Below are 17,106 nucleotides of genomic sequence, written 5' to 3' on the forward strand. Positions count from 1 at the left end.
CCTACCGCGGGATCAGCGGGAGCGGAAGGAGATGCGCCCCTTGGTCAGGTCGTAGGGGGTCAGCTGCACCGTGACCTTGTCGCCGGTCAGGATGCGGATGTAGTTCTTGCGCATGCGCCCGGAGATGTGGGCGGTCACCACGTGGCCGTTTTCCAGCTCGACCCGGAACATGGTGTTCGGCAGGGTGTCGATCACCACGCCCTGCATCTCGATGTAATCTTCTTTTGCCATAAATCCTCTAGCAGGTTGAAATGGGGCGTGATTATCGACGAAAACCGAGCTCGCGCCAAGAAAACGCCCCCGTCGGACCAAGCGCCGTGCCGAATCATTCAACATGGGCGACTCGTTCGATGACCAAACCGGTTGGTCGCAAGCCCGCCATTATGAACGAAAACCGCCCAACCTTATATCGAGACCCTGCAGACATGACCGAACACCGTGACCTGGTCGACGCCCTGATCCATCGCCACTCCACGCCGGCGACTTGCCTGACCGAGCCGGCACCGGACGACGACACGCTCCAGCGCATCCTGCAGGCGGCGGAAAGCGCCCCGGATCACGGCGGCCTGCACCCGTGGCGCTTCCTGGTGATCGACGGCCCGGCCCTCGATCGACTCGGCGAGGTGTTCGTCGAGGCGATGCGCCGGAAGGACCCGGAGGCGAGCGACGAGTTGCTTGATCGCGAACGCCTGCGCGCCCAACGTGCGCCGATGATCATCGCCGCGATCGCTCGGGAAGAGGCGGGACACGCCAAGATCCCCGAGGTCGAGCAACTGCTTTCCGCGGGCATCGCCGCCCACCACGTGCTGCTCGCCGCTCGGGCATCGGGTTTCGGCGCGGTGTGGCTGACCGGCCTGCGGGTCTACGACGAGCACGTCATGGCCGCCCTGGGGCTGGCCGAGGACGAGCGCCTGATCGGCCTGATCAACATCGGCACCGTCAAGGAAGGCGCCCCGACCAAGGGCAAGCGCCGGCGCCAGGCCACGATCGACCGCTGGGCGGGCTGACGTCGGCCGTTGTGTCCCGATCCGGGCGGGAGCACGGCGCGCGGCCCGATTTTTCGTACAATGCCCGCTTCACACGCGATCGATGCCCCCGCTCACACGTGGCGGGCCCGATCTACGCACCGCCCATCCAGCCGAGGCCCATCGAGCAAGCATGTCCGAATCCAACGAGCCGATCAGCCACTTCATCCGCAACCGCATCGACGCCGATCAGGACAAGGGCACCTACGGCGGCAAGGTGACCACGCGCTTCCCGCCGGAACCCAATGGCTACCTGCACTTCGGGCACGCCAAGAGCATCTTTCTGAACTTCGGCCTGGCGCGGGACTACGACGGCATCTGCCACCTGCGCTTCGATGACACCAACCCGGTCAAGGAAGAACAGGCGTACGTCGACGCGATCCGCGAGGACATCGACTGGCTGGGCTTTCGTGACCCGGCCCACGAGCACTTCGCCTCGGATTACTTCGAGACCCTCTACCAGGGCGCGGTTGCCTTGGTGAAGGCGGGGCTGGCCTACGTCGATTCCCAGTCGGCCGACGAGATGCGCGCCAATCGCGGCACGCTCACCGAACCGGGCACGAACAGCCCGTACCGCGAGCGCTCGATCGACGAGAACCTGGATCTGTTCACCCGCATGCGCGCCGGCGAGTTCCCGGACGGCGAGCATATCCTGCGGGCCAAGATCGACATGGCCTCGCCGAACCTGAACATGCGCGACCCGGCCATCTACCGCATCCGCCACGCGCATCACCACCGCACCGGCGACGACTGGCCGATCTACCCGATGTACGACTACGCCCACTGCGTGTCGGATGCCATCGAGGGGGTCACCCACTCGCTGTGCACGCTCGAGTTCGAGGACCATCGCCCGCTGTACGACTGGTTCATCGACAAGCTCGCCGATCTCGGCTTCTTCGAGCGCCCGCTGCCGCAGCAGATCGAGTTCTCGCGCCTCAACCTCACCTACATGCCGCTGTCCAAGCGGAAATTGATCCAGCTGGTCGAGGGCGGCCATGTCGATGGCTGGGACGACCCGCGCATGCCGACGCTCAAGGGCGCGCGCCGTCGCGGCTTCACCCCGGCCGGCTTCAAGCTGTTCACCGACCGCATCGGCGTCTCCAAGTCCGACAGCCTGATCGACTTCGGCGTGCTCGAGGACTGCATGCGCGAGACGCTCAACGAGTCGGCCGAGCGCCGCATCGGCGTGCTCGATCCGCTCAAGCTCGTGCTGGTCAACTTCCCCGAGGAACACGAGGAGACCTGCTACGCGCCCAACCATCCGCAAAAGCCGGACTGGGGCAAACGGGAGGTGAAACTGACCCGCGAGCTGTGGATCGAGCGCGGCGACTTCGCCCTCGACCCGCCCAAGAAGTACTTCCGCCTCAAGCCCGACGGCGAGGTCCGGCTGCGCTACGGCTTCATCATCAAGCACGTCGGCCATGACGTGGACGAGGACGGCAACGTCACCTGCGTCTACGCCGAATACGACCCGGACACCAAGTCCGGCACGCCGGGGGCCGACTCGCGCAAGGTCAAGGGCAACATCCACTGGCTGTCGGCACGCGACGCGGTGGAGACCGAGATCCGCCAGTACGACCGCCTGTTCAACGTGCCCGCCCCGGGCGCGCGCCGCGAGGGTGACGAGCCGGACGTCGAACGCGATTTCCTCGATGACATCAACCCCGACTCGATCCACACGCTGACCGCCTATATCGAGGCCGGTGCGGCGAATGCCGAACCCGAGTCGATCTACCAGTTCGAGCGGCACGGCTACTTCGTCGCCGACCAGAAGGAGCACGCACCCGACCAGCGCCCCGTCTTCAACCGGGCCGTGACCTTGCGCGACTCCTGGGGCCAGGGGAAATAAGGCCGCCGGGGCGGCCGTGACGAACCGTAGGAGCGCCTTCAGGCGCGAAAGGCTCGGGCGGCAATTTGCGTGGTTTCGCGGCTGAAGCCGCTCCTACGAACCGCATCGTGACCGGTGCCTCAGGATCGAACAGGCCCGTCATGCACACGAAAAACGGCCCGGGAGTCCCGGGCCGTTTTCTCGTTGCGCGGCCAGATCCGATGACCTGGTCCGTCGGACTCACCCCTTCACGTAGGAGCTGCACCAGCCGGTGCCCTTGACCGCCTTGCCACGGAAGATGGAGCAACCGCCCCAGCCTTCGCCCGCCGCATCGGCCTTGTAGAGCGCGCAGTTGGCGCAGGTCTGGCCGCTCTTGTACGAGCCGTGCTCGACCTCGCTGGCCTCGTGCTTGTAGTCCAGCGACTGAGCCATCGGGTCGTCCTCGGACAACTGCTCGAGCTCCTGCGCCCGGGCCGGGGCGATCGCCATCAGCGGGATCACGGCCGAGGCGAGCGCCCCGCCGACAAAGCGCCGGCGCGATCGATCTGCCGGCAGCTCGGTGTTCGGTGTGTGCTTATCCGTCATGGTTCCTCTCCCTTGGATGAGTTGACAGCAACCCGACTGTAGCGCGCTTTTTCCAAGGAGGGAAACACGTTAGAAGACGCTAACCCGTTAATATAAAAACGGTTCTCATTCGTTCGTCCATTCGCTTTCGCCTCACGTGATCGCCCAGCTGAACACCAGCAGCAACAAGGCGGCTGCTACCAGCCACCAGGCCAGCCGGGAGGATTCGGCCACCTCCTCGGCGTCCTCGGCCTCCGCCTGGCCACGTTCACCGGGCGGGAGTGGTTCGCGCTCCTCGTATTGCGCGATCACCCGCTCGGCGCGATCGGCGTCGCGCTCGTCGATCAGCATCACCCGCGCGAAGTCCTGCGGGGCGAGTTGGCCGACCGCCCCCTGCTGGTAGAACCCGGCCACCTCGGCCTCGATGCCCTCGGCATTCAGCATGCCGGCGACGATGTGCGCCTCGAGGATGTCCGCTGCCCGGTAGATGGTTTTCATTGCCGCTCCATTCAATGCGATTCGCGCCCTGGCGAGACCCGCCGAAGGGGGCGCCGGATGCCGAGATTGATGTAGACTACGCGCCATCTCAATCCAAGCGTTCAGCCTACCGCCATGACCCAGGACAAGTCCCCGGAAAACACCCCCCTGACCTACCGCGACGCGGGCGTCGACATCGATGCCGGCAACAGCCTGGTCGATCGCATCAAGCCGGCGGTCAAGCGCACCCAGCGCCCCGAGGTCATGGGCGGCCTGGGCGGCTTCGGCGGTCTGTTCGCCCTGGATACTGCCAAGTTCAAGCAGCCGGTGCTGGTTTCGGGCACCGACGGCGTGGGCACGAAGCTGCGCCTGGCGATTGATCTGAACAAGCACGACCAGATCGGCATCGATCTCGTCGCCATGTGCGTCAACGACATCCTGGTCACCGGCGCCGAGCCGCTGTTCTTCCTCGACTACTACGCCACCGGCAAGCTCGACGTCGACGTGGCCGCGCAGGTGGTCGAGGGCATCGCCGAGGGCTGCTCGCAGGCCGGCTGTGCGCTGATCGGCGGCGAGACCGCCGAGATGCCGTCGATGTACGAGCACGGCGACTACGACCTGGCCGGCTTTGCCGTCGGCGCGGTGGAAAAGGACCAGCTCATCGACGGCAGCAAGGTCGCCGCCGGCGACACGCTGATCGCCCTGCCCGCCTCCGGCCCGCACGCCAATGGCTATTCGCTGATCCGCAAGATCATCGAGCGCGCCCGGCCAGACTGGAACAGCGCCGAGGGCAAGACCCTGCTCGAACAACTGCTCGCGCCGACTCGCATCTACGCGCGTGCGGTCGCCGCTCTCGCCGAGCAGGTCGACATCCACGCGATGAGCCACATCACCGGTGGCGGGCTGACCGAGAACCTGCCGCGCGTCTTCCCCGACGAACTGGCCGCGGTGATCGACTGGTCGAGCTGGGAACGCCCGACCGTGTTCGACTGGCTGGCCAAACAGGGCAACGTCGAGATCGCCGAGATGCGCCGGACCTTCAACAACGGCGTGGGCATGGTGGTCATCGTCGCCGCCGACCAGGCCGAGAAGGCCGTGTCGGCCATGCAGGCAGCCGGCGAGAACGCCTGGGTGATCGGCGAGATCGTCGAGCGGGGTAACGGCGAACCCGTCATCTACCGCTGATGGCGGCGGGAGAGAAGGCCCGGCTGGTCGTCCTGGCCTCCGGCAACGGCTCGAACTTCCAGGCGATCATCGATGCCTGCGAGAGTGGCCGACTGGATGCCGAGGTCGTGCTGCTGGTGGTCAACCGCCCCGGCGCCTACGCGCTCGAGCGCGCCCGAACGCACGGCATCCCCAGTCGCCTGATCGATCACACGACCTACCCCGACCGCGAGGCCTTCGATGCCGAACTGGCCGCGGTGATCGACGAGGCGCGTCCGGACTGGATCATCATGGCCGGCTTCATGCGCATCCTCACCGACGGCTTCGTCGACCGGTTCCAGGGACGCCTGATCAACATCCACCCGTCGCTGTTGCCGAAGTACCCGGGCATGAACACCCACGCCCGGGCTCTCGAGGCCGGCGACCTCAAGCATGGCGCGACCGTGCACTTCGTCACCCCGACCGTCGATGCCGGCCCGCCGATCGTGCAGGGCCGTCTCGAGATCCTCGACAACGACGACGTCGAGTCACTCAAGCAGCGCATCCACGGTGTCGAGCATCGGCTCTACCCGCTCGCCATCGACTGGCTGGTCAAGGGCAAGATCGACTTCGAACGAGCCGAGAAGCAGAGCCGCCCGGCGGTGGTCGATGCCTCCGGCGCGCTGATCGTCCCGCCAAGTCCGTAGCAGGCAGCTCCCGGCATTCGCCCGGTACCGCTCTCCGCGTTGTCGGCGAATGACGGGCAGAAACTCTCGTAGGAGCGGCCTTAGCCGCGATAACCCAAGGTAAACGCTCAGCCGTTCGCGGCTAAAGCCGCTCCTACCGTGGTTACAACCGCCCTGCCCGGCTGACCAACCACGGCATGACCGCCATGATCAGCAGACTGAGCACGTAGGCCGACCCCGCCAGCGGGTCCCGCCCGGCGACAGATTCCGCCAGCGTCAGCCCGCGCAGACCGAGGACCAGCGCGATCTCCGCCAGCAGCAGCCAGGCCACGGCCAGCAGACCGGCACCGAGCCGCGCAGGGCCGGTAGCCAGTACAAAGCGTCGTACCGTCCAGCGGGCGGCCAGCACGATCACCGCCAGCATCACCGGCATTTCCACCAGCTCCGCGACGCGGGCACCCAGCCACGGGCTCAGCCATAACTCCCGCAGCACGCCGAGGAAAAACCCCACGGCAAACACCCACAGGAAATAGGCCGTCCCGGCACGGAGCACGTTCATCGCTTTTCTCATGAGCAAAGAAAAGGGCCCGCCTGAACCAGGCGGGCCCTCGTCATGTGCCATTGGGTGGACCGCTCAGCCCTTGAGCATGGCGTAGAGCTCGTCCTTGAGCGCGAGGCGCTGCTTCTTGAGCTCTTCCATGTGCTCGTCGGTGACCGGCTCGTCCTGCTTCTCCAACCGCTCGATTTCCTTGGTCAGCTCGTTGTAACGCTCGAACTGCTTGTGGAAATGGTTGTCGCTGGTCTTGAGCTCGTGAATGCGCTCCTTGAACTCCGGGAATTCATGGGCGAGATCGTGATGGTCTACCTGCATCGGTCACCTCTGTTTCGGAATGGAAAGCCTGCCGGGAATTCCGGCCAGCACCAGCGTAGATCATAGCGCCGAATCAGGCAGGCGTCCCCCGAGCGTATCGCTCGGGAATCGCGCCTCCAGCGGGCTTAGAACCGGGCGTTGACCTGCAGGCCCAAGATGTCGACCTTGCCTTCGTACTCGCCCTGGAGCCGGTCCGAAAGGGGGGCGGAAGTCACGTTATCGATCGTGCTGTCATTGAGCCAGATGTGGGTATAGCCCAGATCCACCGACCAGTGCTCGTTGAGCGCGTACCCCAGGCCAATGGACCCCCAGATGCGATCCGCATCGGGCAGACGAGCCGTCCGGAATTCGGCGCTCGGCACGGGCGTCGGATCATAGGCCGCCCCGGCACGCAGGGTCCAGCGCGGGGCAAATTCCCATTCGCCGCCCATCGACACGCGCAGCGTGTCATCCCAGTTCTCGCGAGTCACGATATCGTCCAGCCCGGTCTCGGTCTGTCGCACCCGCAGTTCGTCGAAGCTGGACCAACCGGTCCACAACAAACCAAGCGAGCCGCGAACGGATTCGGTGAACTCGTGCGTGACGGTGGCGGCGATCGACGCCGGCAGGTCCAGACCTGCACTCACGTCGCCATCGATCATCGGTGTGGCCGAATACTCGATGTCTCCCTCAAGCCCATGATCGACGCCGGAACGGTAGCTGACGCCCACGCGAGTCTGATCGGTGGCTTGCCACAACACGCCGAGGTTGAAACCCAGGGCCCAGTCGTCGCCCTCGATCTCCGCCGTGCCCTCAGGGGTACCCAGAACAGGGTTGGGCGGCGTGGCCGACGTGAGCTTGGCCTCCGAGTATTGGGCGACCAGCCCGGCGGCAACCGACAGGTCGGGCGTAACATCGAAACTGAGCGCGGGATTGAGCTCGATGACCTCCACCCGGCTCTCAATACCGTGGTATCGACCCAGCCACTCCTCGTCGTACTCGGTGGCAAGCCCGAACGGCACGGTCAGCGCCACGCCCACGCGGGTACGCTCGTTGAGTTGGTGGACGATCGAGGCGTTGGGGATCGCCGCGGACTCGCCCGCGTCGCCTCCCAGGCCGCCAACGGTCGGGCCAAAGGCGCTCTGCGAGTTCGCCCCGGCCTGAAGTTCGAACGAGGGGCGGATGTAGTTGATGCCACCGGACACCGCGGTCCCGTCGATCTGCGTCATCGCCGCCGGGTTGCCGATCATGCCGCTGGCCTGGCCATTCCCGGTGGCGAGGTTGGCGTAGGCCTGGCCGAGGTCGGTGGCGTTCTTTTCCATCAGCGCAAAGCCGGCGGCCTGCGCCTGGCCGCCCAGCGCGGCCATCGACAGCGATACGGCGGTCGCGAGCGTCGTCTTGTGGATACGGTTCACGGTGGGACTCCTCTCTCGTTCCTTTGGTTTTTCTGTTTGATTTGCGTGACGACAGGTCGTCTCTTGCGAACGCCCCGTAGGAGCGCCTTCAGGCGCGATAGGCTGAACTTGCAACCACGGTTGTCGCGAAGCAATTGCGGCTAAAGCCGCTCCTACAATGGCGCTAGCGTCCGGCGAAAAGCTCGGCGATGTCCTCGGCGTGTTCCTTCTCGATCAGCGGCCGCTTGAGCTTCTGCGTGGGCGTCATCAGCCCGTCCTCGATCGTCCACGGCTCGGTCAGGATCTTCACGCGACGGATCTGGGCATATCCGGGGAAGTCCTCGAGGCGCGCATTGACGCGCTTCAACACCAGGCGTTCGACGAAGCGGTCGACGAGCGTCTCCGGGTCCTCGGGGTCCATGTCGAACTCGCGCATCAGCCCGGCGAAGGCCTCGGGCTCGACCACCACTAGCGCGGCCAGCTGGTGCTGACCTTCACCCAGCACCAGCACCTGGTCGATCAGCGGGTCGAGACCAATGGCCGACTCCATCGCCGCCGGCGGCACCTTCTCGCCGTTGGCCATGACGATGATGTCCTTGATCCGCCCGGTAATGCGGATGTGGCCATCCTCGTCGATGGCCGCCTGGTCGCCGGTGTGCAGCCAGCCGTTCGCGTCGATGGCCGCCGCGGTGGCCTCCTCGTTCTTCCAGTAGCCCTGCATCACGCCGGCGCTCTTGACCAGGAGCTCGTCATGCTCGCCGAGACGCACCTCGACGCCCTCGAGTACCGTGCCGATGGTCTCGGGGCGGTTGTCGTCCGGGCGGTTGACCGACACCACGGGGCTCGCCTCGGTCAGGCCGTAGCCCTGCAGCACCGGCACGCCGATGCCGGTGAACACCGTCGCCAGTTCCGGGGAGAGCGGCGCCCCGCCGCAGATGGCATAGCGCAGCCGTCCGCCAAGGCGTTCGCGGAGCGTCGCCGCCACCAGCCGATCGAACAGCGGCCAGAAGGCCGCCTTGATCGCGCTACCGTCCCGCCCCTGCGCGCGCTCGAACCGCGCCGTGCCCACCGACACGGTGCGTTCGAACAGGGCCTGGGCGAACGCGCCCTTCTTTTTCAGCGCCGAGCCGATGCGGTCGTAGACGCGCTCGTAGACGCGCGGCACCGAGATCAGCAGGGTCGGCTTGATGATGCCGAGATCCTCGCCCAGCTGCTGCGCCGAGCGGGCAAAGGCGACGGTCGAGCCGCAGATCATCGGCAGGTAGTAGCCGCCGGTGCGCTCGAGGGTGTGCGACAGCGGCAGGAAGGAGAGGAACAGGTCGTCGCCGGTGATCGAGGCGACCTTCGAGCAGGCAAACGCGTTTTCCAGCATGTTGCTGTGCGTGAGCATCACGCCCTTGGCCCGCCCGGCCGTGCCGGAGGTGTAGACGATCGACGCCAATGTCTGGCCATCGGCCTCCAGACGGACCGGCTCGCCGCGCGCGCCGAAGGTCCAGTCGGCGAAGGACTCCAGGTGCTTGTCCTTGGCGCCGTCCTCCACGTCGACCGGCGCGAGCGTGATGATGTGCTTGAGCGTCTCGAAGCCGTCGGACACGGCCTCCAGCCCGCGCCACTGGCGCCGACCATCCACGACAAGCAGCCTCGCCCCGGTCTCCTTGATGATCTTCGCCACGTTCTGCGGCCGGTCGTCGGTGTAGAGCGGCACGGTCACCAGCCCCAGGCCCAGGGCGGCTTGGTCGAACAGCACCCATTCGCGGGCGTTCTTCAGCATCATCGCGATGCGATCACCGGCTTCGAGACCGTCACGCCTCATCGCCGCCTGGATGCGCCCCACCTCGTAGGCCATGTCGCCCCAGGTGGTGTCGATCCAGTCCTGGCAGCCGGGATCGTACTGGCGATACGCGATCGCCTCCGGCGTGCGCGCGACGCGCTCGAAAAAAAGCCCGCTCAGGTTGACGGCCTGGGCAGGCGTGACGCGGTGATCCGCCAAATCACTGGCGTGGGTCGGGTTGGGCGAGGACATCATTTCCTCCGGCTAACATCCTGAACTTGCCGGAGTGTAACAGTGCGGTTACGGGAGGTAACGGCAGAGAGTTTTATGCCCCATCAAGGGCGAAAGCCTGTTGCAAGGCCATTTATCACCTAGGCCAAGGACTCGGGGACATGGTGCTGGTCTGCCGTGGGAGGTGGTTTCGCACGCCGGTTGCTTGGTGCGGCACGAATCAAGCTCCGTGCCCATTTAACCTCGCAACAGTCCCTTGACGCTGATGTCCTCGTCCAGCGCGGGCCAATGAATACCTTCGCCGTCCCCCAGGAGCTCGAATGTCTCGAGCTGCTTGCGATCGGCAGCCGCCAGCAACGGAAACCAGGCCAACGGCACGCTGATCTTGCGACCATCAACAAGCTGGACCGTCATGTCGTCGTCACCAAAAAAAACCCGCTCGGCACGGGCCTGCGCCTCAACCGCCAATGTGCTCATTCCAGGCCTCCAGGAAGGTGTCCTGATTCTTCCGAACAATGTCCATTATGGTCCGGAGTTCATGGGACGGAAAGTGACTCGAACTCGCGAGCGCAACTGGCTTAAGCCAGCATTTCGCCAAGAGGCGATCCCGCTGCACGTGAATATGCGGCGGCTCACCGTGCTCGTTGCTATAGAAGAAGAATCGATAAGGTCCGGACCGAAGTACCGTTGGCATACGCGTCCCTGCGTTAGCTACTTGGGCGATCACAAGATCATTGCACAATTCTGACGTTCATCAATATGGCGTGGAGGACCGTTTCGCACGCCGTTTGCGAGGGATGGCACAAACCGTCCGCCTTGCGCGGCGTGCGAGGGTATTTTCTTGCTTGTCCAAGAAAATACCCGAAAAGAAGGACTCCCCGCGGCTTGGCCCTTCGGGCCTTCTAGGCCGGACATCGTCCGACCTAGAAGCCTCACGACCGACGGCTGTCTCGGGGCCGGCTCGACGCGACGTCGTGTCGCGGCGAGCCTCGGAGCGACGTCCCTGTCGCTCCGACCCCGGCCAGCCGCCGGCCGTGAGGCAAGCCGAAAGGGGGAAGTCTCCGTTACCCGCCGTGCCGCACGCTGGCAACGACGTGTCCGCCTACACATTAAGGCAAGCATGCTGCTCAAACACCAACAACAATTCGAATCGAAGACCCAGTCCCCCTTACGCCTTGCCTCGCGAGCGGGGAATCGCAGGGTCGGGCCGCCAGGGACGGCGGTCCGAGGTTCGCCGCGACAGGACGTCGCGTCGAACCGACCCGTCCGCGATTCCCCGTTCGCGAGGCTGATCGCGCCAGCGATCAGGCCCGCAGGGCCAAGGCGTCGGGGTGTCCTTCTTTTCGCCCCTTTTCTTGGACAAGCAAGAAAAGGGGCTCGCGCGCCGGGCACAGCGCCAGATTGATACTGCGTCGGGCTAACGGCGCGTGAAAACGGTCCACCAAACGATAGGGGGAACCGCTCCTCCCTTAGGCAACCAGTTTTGTCGCCGAAAATGACATTCCAAGGCACACAAAGCCGTGGCTCACCGCCTATATCGTGCTGAATATCAGCTAGTTACTTGGGCCCGACCCCATATTAGGTCAAATATTTACCCACGCAGACGACTGTCTATTTCGGCCAACCAATGAGCAACCTCGCCCGCCGGGTCTCTCTCCTCCAAGCGTGCCCGATTCATTCTATACACAGCTTCTCGGTTCAATTTTCGCTTAGCAGTCCTTTCCTTTATCGAAAGAGCTGTCGCCACATCTTGAGGGACGTTATTATTGTCAGTTATTGAAACGTGAACGGACAACGATTCGTTAATTGCGTCCGGATGGAAATAGTTCTCGCACTCACGCTTCCTCGTAAGGAATGCAACGGACCCATCACCCCTAGCATTAACTTCATCGCACGCGGATTGATATTTAGGAGGCTCACTCTCGTCTCTATCGTAAATATGAACTTCCGGCTTTCCTAAACTTTTTAGGTAATTATTGTTTACCCAATTTCTGAGTGTGTCGCCGCCGAGAGGAAGAAGAACTATTCGCGGGTCATTAGCCAAATCAGGAACATTTACACCCTCATCTCTAAGGACCTTAGAGATGCCCTTCAGGAAGCTGACGTCATGGGGTCCTTCAACGCAGACTATCACTCTGGCTCGAGAGTCCGGCAAAACGCCAAGATCGCGGGCTATAACCTCGCACATCTCACTAGATTCAGAGTCAACCTCAACATGCCCTCCACTGTTCTTTCGAACATGACGCAATGACTGCACCGGCAATTGTTCTGCCAACCCAGGGACATGCGTCGTCAACAGAATTTGGCATCCATCCGACTCAGACATATCAACCAACGACTCAATCAAGAGACGTTGTTTATCAGGGTGCTGTGAGGTCTCAGGCTCCTCTATTGCATAGATAACCCCGTTACCTTCACTTTCTTCTCGGATCTTCTCTGCCTCAGCCTTGAAGAAACTAATCAAGACCAGCCTACGCACCCCACTTCCTCTCTTGTTTATTGGAATGTCATCATCCCCAGTGAGCGACAGTTTGAATACACTTTCCCATTTGGGGTCCGCTCTAAAAACAGGTGACAAATCCATTGCGAGATCAGGATCAAAGCCAGCCAAGTGTTTTAATGTTTTGTTAGCAACATCAAGTGCTCGATCACGCACCTGGACCTTAATTGCATCAAGCTCGTCGTCGAGCTCCTGAAGAGCGTGCGAGACGGCCACCTTCATCGGATCTTGGACCTCGGCCTCTTCATCAGTACTTGGCCGATCCGCTCTAAAAAGAGCAAAATGTGGCAATTTTGATAGGACTTGATCAAGAATTTCCTTTCCATCCTCTTTGGAAAGGGAGACTCTCTGTGGAGTCAACTCAAGATCTTCCAAGTGGCCATAAATAGCCTGACGGAGGCTTACGTTTGACCGATTGTCATCGGCCGCGACACCTAGATGCTGCGCGGTGGACTTGAGGTCTGAATTTTTCTTTAAAAGGGTTCCTTTAGCATGTTGGCTGGAAGGATGGATGCAATTTACGAAATAAGCGCCCGCTCCCTTTCCCTTTTTGAACACACGAGAAAGTGACAACATCCCATCACTATCAAGGAGGTACTCGTCACGCAAGGTAGTCTCAGACGAAGAATCAATCACCAAACGTTCAGGGAGGTCTGAGAACACACATGTAATCTCGACATCCTCATCGTCCGAGGCAAATACACATTTATCGGTTGGATCGTATTTGCAGGACTTATTGTTGAAAAACACACCTAGCGCGTCTAGCACCGTGGTTTTTCCAACATCATTCCTGCCAATCAACGCAGTAAGATCACCGATTTTGATTGAAACTTCTTCTTGATAAGCGCGGAAGTTTTTTATTTCCAGCCTTTCTAATTTCATCATCCCTCCTTGGAGTAAAAACGGCCCGCATGTCACAAGAGCACAAAGTGAGCGTGGCAGTTACTACCGGCCTTTTTCTCTACCAGGGTAATAAGCCGCCGCCCGGATAACGGTATCCAGTTCCTCCAACCGCTCCATCAACGTAGCCTCCGGCGCCACCCGCCAGTCATCGGAAAGACGAAACGCCCCCCGCCCCAACTCACTCTGCACCTCGACAATCACCGGCAACCCCTCCGCCTCACGGAACGGCTCGATGATGTCGAGCATCCGCTCGGTGGCCTCGATGCCGCAATCGGGGGTGAGCGCCACGGTGACGCACTGCGCAAACCGCGCCCGCGCCTCGCCGAGCGTGTAGAGCCGCTTGTGACGAATGCGCAGGTTGCCGTTGAAGGAATCGAAGGAGACGTCGCCCTCGACGATTACCAGCTGGTCGCGACCGACGCGGTCGGCGAGCACCTCGATGTCGTCGCCCACCAGCCGCATCTCGCCGCGACCGCGACCGTCGTCGAGGGTGATGAACAGCTGCTTGTCGCCGCTCTGGGTGCGCATGGTGCGCTCGGCGACGCACAGGCCGGCCACCACCGCCGGCGTACCGCGAACGAAGCCGCCACCGGCGGCCGCCGCGGCGGACTCGGCCTTGTCGGTGAGCGTGTCGAGCCGCCCGGTGATGAAACGCGTCAGCTCGTCGAGGTACTGGTTGATCGGGTGACCGGTGAGATACAGCCCGAGCATGTTCTTCTCGAGACGCAGGCGCTCGTCGTCCGACCACTCGGGCAATGGCTTGATCGGGCTGGCCACGGCCGTCTCCGGCTCGTCCATGCCGCCGAACAGGTCGCTCATGCCGGCCTCGGCGGCCGTGGCGACCTGGCTGGCCGCCTTCATCGCCTCGGGGATGTGGGCGTGCAGCGCGGCGCGTGAGGGACCGAGCTCGTCGAGCGCCCCGGCGCAGACCATCGCCTCGAGCACGCGCTTGTTGAGCGTGCCGGCGCCGACGCGCTGGCAGAAGTCGTTCATGTCGCGGAACGGGCCGTTCTCGGCGCGCTCCTCGACGATGCGCTGGATGACGCCCTCGCCCACCCCGCGGATCGCGCCGAGGCCGTAGACGATCTCGCGCTCGCCGCCGGCGGTGAAGCGGTAGGCGCAACGCTGCACGGACGGCGGCACCACCTCGAGCTCCATCCGCCGGCATTCCTCGATCAGGCCGACCACCTTGTCGGTGTTGTCCATGTCCGCGGAGAGCACGGCGGCCATGAAGTACGCCGGGTAGTGGGCCTTGAGCCAGGCGGTCTGGTAGGCGACCAGCGCGTAGGCGGCCGAGTGCGACTTGTTGAAGCCGTAGCCGGCAAACTTCTCGACCAGATCGAAGATGTAGCCCGCCTCGTCGACGTCCACACCCTTCTCTTTCGCGCCGTCGAGGAAGATCTGGCGCTGCTTGGCCATTTCCTCGGGCTTCTTCTTGCCCATCGCCCGGCGCAAGAGATCCGCGCCGCCCAGGGTGTAGCCGGCCAGGATCTGCGCGATCTGCATGACCTGCTCCTGGTAGACGATCACGCCGTAGGTGGGCTTGAGGACCTCCTCGAGCCACGGGTGGAGGTACTCGACCTGCTGCTCGCCTTTCTTGCGCAGGATGAAGTCGTCGACCATGCCCGAATCGAGCGGGCCCGGGCGGAACAGGGCCACCAGGGCGATGATCTCCTCGAAGTTGTCCGGCTGGAGCTTCTTGATCAGGCCCTTCATGCCCTTGGACTCGAGCTGGAACACCGCGGTGGTCTCGCAGCGCTTGAGCAACTCGAAGCTCTTGGGGTCGTCCATCGGGATGGCCGAGATGTCGATCGGCTCCTCGCCCGCCTTCTCGCGCGTGGCGTTGATCGCCTTCAGCGCCCAGTCGATGATGGTGAGGTTCCGCAGGCCAAGGAAGTCGAACTTGACCAGGCCGACGGCCTCGACGTCGTCCTTGTCGAGCTGGGAGGCCGGCGAGGCGTGGTTGGCCTCGCAGAACATCGGCGTGAAGTCGGTGAGCTTGGAGGGCGCGATCAAGACGCCGCCGGCGTGCTTGCCCACCGAGCGCGGCAGGCCCTGCAGGGCGCAGCCCATGTCGACGATCGCCTGGACTTCCTCGTCGCGGTCGTAGAACTCCTTGAGGTCGGCCGAATAACGCTCGGGTTCCTTCTGGCTCTTCTCGGTGCGCCCGAGGGCGTCGTCGAGCGAGACGTCCATGCCCGGCTTGAAGGGGATCAGCTTGGCGATGCGATCGACGAAGCCGTAGGGGTAGCCCAGCACCCGGCCGACGTCACGGACCACCGCCTTGGCGGCCATGGTGCCGTGGGTGGCGATCTGCGAGACGGCGTCGCGGCCGTAGCGCTCGGCGACGTAGTCGATCACCCGGTCGCGGCCTTCCATGCAGAAGTCGATATCGAAGTCGGGCATCGAGACCCGCTCGGGGTTGAGGAACCGCTCGAACAGCAGGTCGTAGGCCATCGGGTCGATGTCGGTGATCAGCAGCGCCCAGGCGACGATCGAGCCGGCGCCCGAGCCCCGCCCCGGCCCGACCGGGATGTCCTGGCGCTTGGCCCACTGGATGAAGTCCGCGACGATCAGGAAGTAGCCGGGGAAGCCCATCTGGATGATGACGTCCAGCTCGCGCTCGAGCCGCTCGCGGTAGGTCTGGTGGTCTTCCGCCGGCACGCGCTCCAGGCGCTCTTCCAGCCCCTGCGCGGAGAGCTCGCGCAGGTAGTCGGATTCGGTCTGCCCGGCCGGGGTCGGGAAGTTGGGCAGGAAATTCTCGCCGAGTTTCAGCGTGACGTTGCAGCGCTCGGCGATGGCCAGACTGTTGTCGATCGCCTCGGGGATATCACTGAACAGCTCGCGCATCTCGTTCGCGGTGCGCAGGTACTGGCGGTCGGAGTAGTCGCGCGGGCGGCGCGGGTCCTCGAGCGTGCGCCCCTGGTTGATGCACACCCGCACCTCGTGGGCCTCGAAGTCCGACTGGTCGAGAAAGCGCACGTCGTTGCTGGCGACCACCGGCAGGTCCTTCGCGATGGCCAGATCCACGACGGATTCGATGAACGCGCCCTCGTTGACACGGTTGGTGCGCGTGAGCTCGAGATACAGCCGGTCGGGGAAGCGCACCGTCCAGAAGGCGAGCGCCTCGTCGACCACGTGATCGAGCCCGTGGACGAGACCACGACCGAGATCGCTGTCCACCCCGATCAGCGCGATCAGCCCGTCGGTCTTCTCTGGGGTGAGCCAGTCGCGGTTCAGGCAGGGCCGGTCGTCGTGCTGGCCCTCGCAGTAGGCCTGCGACAAGAGCTCGGTCAGATGCAGAAAACCGGTGTCGTTCTGCGCGAGCAGCACCACGCGCGACGGCGGGGTCTGGGCGTTCTCGTAGACGAAGCAGTCCGCGCCGAAGATCGGCTTGATGCCGGCGCCGAGTGCTGCCTTGTAGAACTTCACCATCGCGAACAGGTTGCCCTGGTCGGTCAGGGCGATGGCGGGCATGCCGCGTTCCTTGGCGTGCTTGACCGCGTCCTTGACGCGCAGGGTGCCGTCGATCAGCGAGTACTCGCTGTGCACGTGCAGGTGGACGAAACTCATGCGGCCACCTCCCCCGACGCGAACGAGCCGTGCCAGCCCAACCTGCGGCGGCATGCGGAAGCCGGGACCCGCGCCGGCGGCGCGGTTCGCTTGCAGGGCAAGCTCACACGGAACATCGCCATTACCGTAGGAGCGGCTTTAGCCGCGATACCCGCAGATAC

At 63.7% G+C, this 17,106-nt stretch carries 15 protein-coding genes; 4 read left to right on the forward strand and 11 right to left on the reverse strand.

All coding sequences use genetic code 11. The features are described 5' to 3' along the window. Positions 1–12: 12 nt before the first annotated feature. Positions 13–231, reverse strand: a complete 219-nt coding sequence (infA, locus tag LV475_RS01235) for a translation initiation factor IF-1 (RefSeq protein WP_058574334.1) — start codon at positions 229–231, stop codon at positions 13–15. A gap of 194 nt (positions 232–425) precedes the next feature. Between infA and LV475_RS01240 the strand changes: the two genes are divergently transcribed. Then, positions 426–1,007 (forward strand): nitroreductase family protein, encoded by a 582-nt coding sequence (locus tag LV475_RS01240; RefSeq protein ID WP_169303632.1) that lies wholly within the window; start codon positions 426–428, stop codon positions 1,005–1,007. A gap of 151 nt (positions 1,008–1,158) precedes the next feature. Further along, a complete protein-coding gene (locus tag LV475_RS01245) occupies positions 1,159–2,874 on the forward strand; it encodes a glutamine--tRNA ligase/YqeY domain fusion protein (protein ID WP_136867280.1) in 1,716 nt (571 codons plus the stop codon). 219 nt (positions 2,875–3,093) lie between these two features. Here the strand turns inward: LV475_RS01245 and LV475_RS01250 are convergent, their stop codons facing one another. Together LV475_RS01250 and LV475_RS01255 are read right to left on the reverse strand one after the other, a co-directional pair. Next, on the reverse strand, positions 3,094–3,438 hold the full coding sequence (locus LV475_RS01250; protein ID WP_136867281.1) for a high-potential iron-sulfur protein: 345 nt from the start codon (positions 3,436–3,438) through the stop codon (positions 3,094–3,096). Between the two features lie 132 nt (positions 3,439–3,570). After that, positions 3,571–3,915 (reverse strand): putative signal transducing protein, encoded by a 345-nt coding sequence (locus LV475_RS01255; protein ID WP_136867282.1) that lies wholly within the window; start codon positions 3,913–3,915, stop codon positions 3,571–3,573. A gap of 114 nt (positions 3,916–4,029) precedes the next feature. Between LV475_RS01255 and purM the strand changes: the two genes are divergently transcribed. Both purM and purN read left to right on the forward strand, forming a co-directional pair. Beyond that, positions 4,030–5,079, forward strand: coding sequence for a phosphoribosylformylglycinamidine cyclo-ligase (purM, locus tag LV475_RS01260; protein WP_136867283.1), 1,050 nt, complete (start codon positions 4,030–4,032; stop codon positions 5,077–5,079). Next, positions 5,079–5,744 carry a phosphoribosylglycinamide formyltransferase gene (gene purN, locus LV475_RS01265; protein ID WP_136867284.1) on the forward strand — a complete coding sequence of 222 codons (666 nt, stop codon included), beginning with the start codon at positions 5,079–5,081 and terminating at the stop codon, positions 5,742–5,744. Before purM ends, purN begins: the two co-directional genes overlap by 1 nt. A 142-nt stretch (positions 5,745–5,886) precedes the next feature. Here the strand turns inward: purN and LV475_RS01270 are convergent, their stop codons facing one another. The 8 genes from LV475_RS01270 to dnaE form a co-directional block, all read right to left on the reverse strand. Continuing rightward, positions 5,887–6,282, reverse strand: coding sequence for a hypothetical protein (locus LV475_RS01270; RefSeq protein ID WP_136867285.1), 396 nt, complete (start codon positions 6,280–6,282; stop codon positions 5,887–5,889). 75 nt (positions 6,283–6,357) lie between these two features. After that, a complete protein-coding gene (locus tag LV475_RS01275) occupies positions 6,358–6,594 on the reverse strand; it encodes an HP1242/YdcH family protein (protein WP_136867286.1) in 237 nt (78 codons plus the stop codon). A 125-nt stretch (positions 6,595–6,719) separates the two neighbouring features. Next, the gene (locus tag LV475_RS01280; protein ID WP_136867287.1) at positions 6,720–7,988 is read right to left on the reverse strand and encodes an OmpP1/FadL family transporter; all 1,269 of its coding nucleotides are present in this window, start codon (positions 7,986–7,988) and stop codon (positions 6,720–6,722) included. 163 nt (positions 7,989–8,151) lie between these two features. Beyond that, on the reverse strand, positions 8,152–9,957 hold the full coding sequence (locus LV475_RS01285; RefSeq protein WP_250105714.1) for an AMP-dependent synthetase/ligase: 1,806 nt from the start codon (positions 9,955–9,957) through the stop codon (positions 8,152–8,154). Positions 9,958–10,206: 249 nt separating this feature from the next. Continuing rightward, on the reverse strand, positions 10,207–10,446 hold the full coding sequence (locus LV475_RS01290; RefSeq protein ID WP_136867964.1) for a DUF2442 domain-containing protein: 240 nt from the start codon (positions 10,444–10,446) through the stop codon (positions 10,207–10,209). Beyond that, positions 10,427–10,663, reverse strand: a complete 237-nt coding sequence (locus tag LV475_RS01295) for a DUF4160 domain-containing protein (protein ID WP_250105589.1) — start codon at positions 10,661–10,663, stop codon at positions 10,427–10,429. The genes LV475_RS01290 and LV475_RS01295 overlap by 20 nt, the downstream gene beginning before the upstream one ends. 897 nt (positions 10,664–11,560) lie before the next feature. Then, positions 11,561–13,351 carry an ATP-binding protein gene (locus LV475_RS01300; RefSeq protein WP_250105590.1) on the reverse strand — a complete coding sequence of 597 codons (1,791 nt, stop codon included), beginning with the start codon at positions 13,349–13,351 and terminating at the stop codon, positions 11,561–11,563. Between the two features lie 63 nt (positions 13,352–13,414). Continuing rightward, a complete protein-coding gene (gene dnaE, locus LV475_RS01305; RefSeq protein WP_250105591.1) occupies positions 13,415–16,945 on the reverse strand; it encodes a DNA polymerase III subunit alpha in 3,531 nt (1,176 codons plus the stop codon). Between the last annotated feature and the right edge of the window lie 161 nt (positions 16,946–17,106).

Origin of the sequence: Guyparkeria hydrothermalis (assembly GCF_023555375.1) — a bacterium.
GTDB lineage: Bacteria > Pseudomonadota > Gammaproteobacteria > Halothiobacillales > Halothiobacillaceae > Guyparkeria > Guyparkeria hydrothermalis.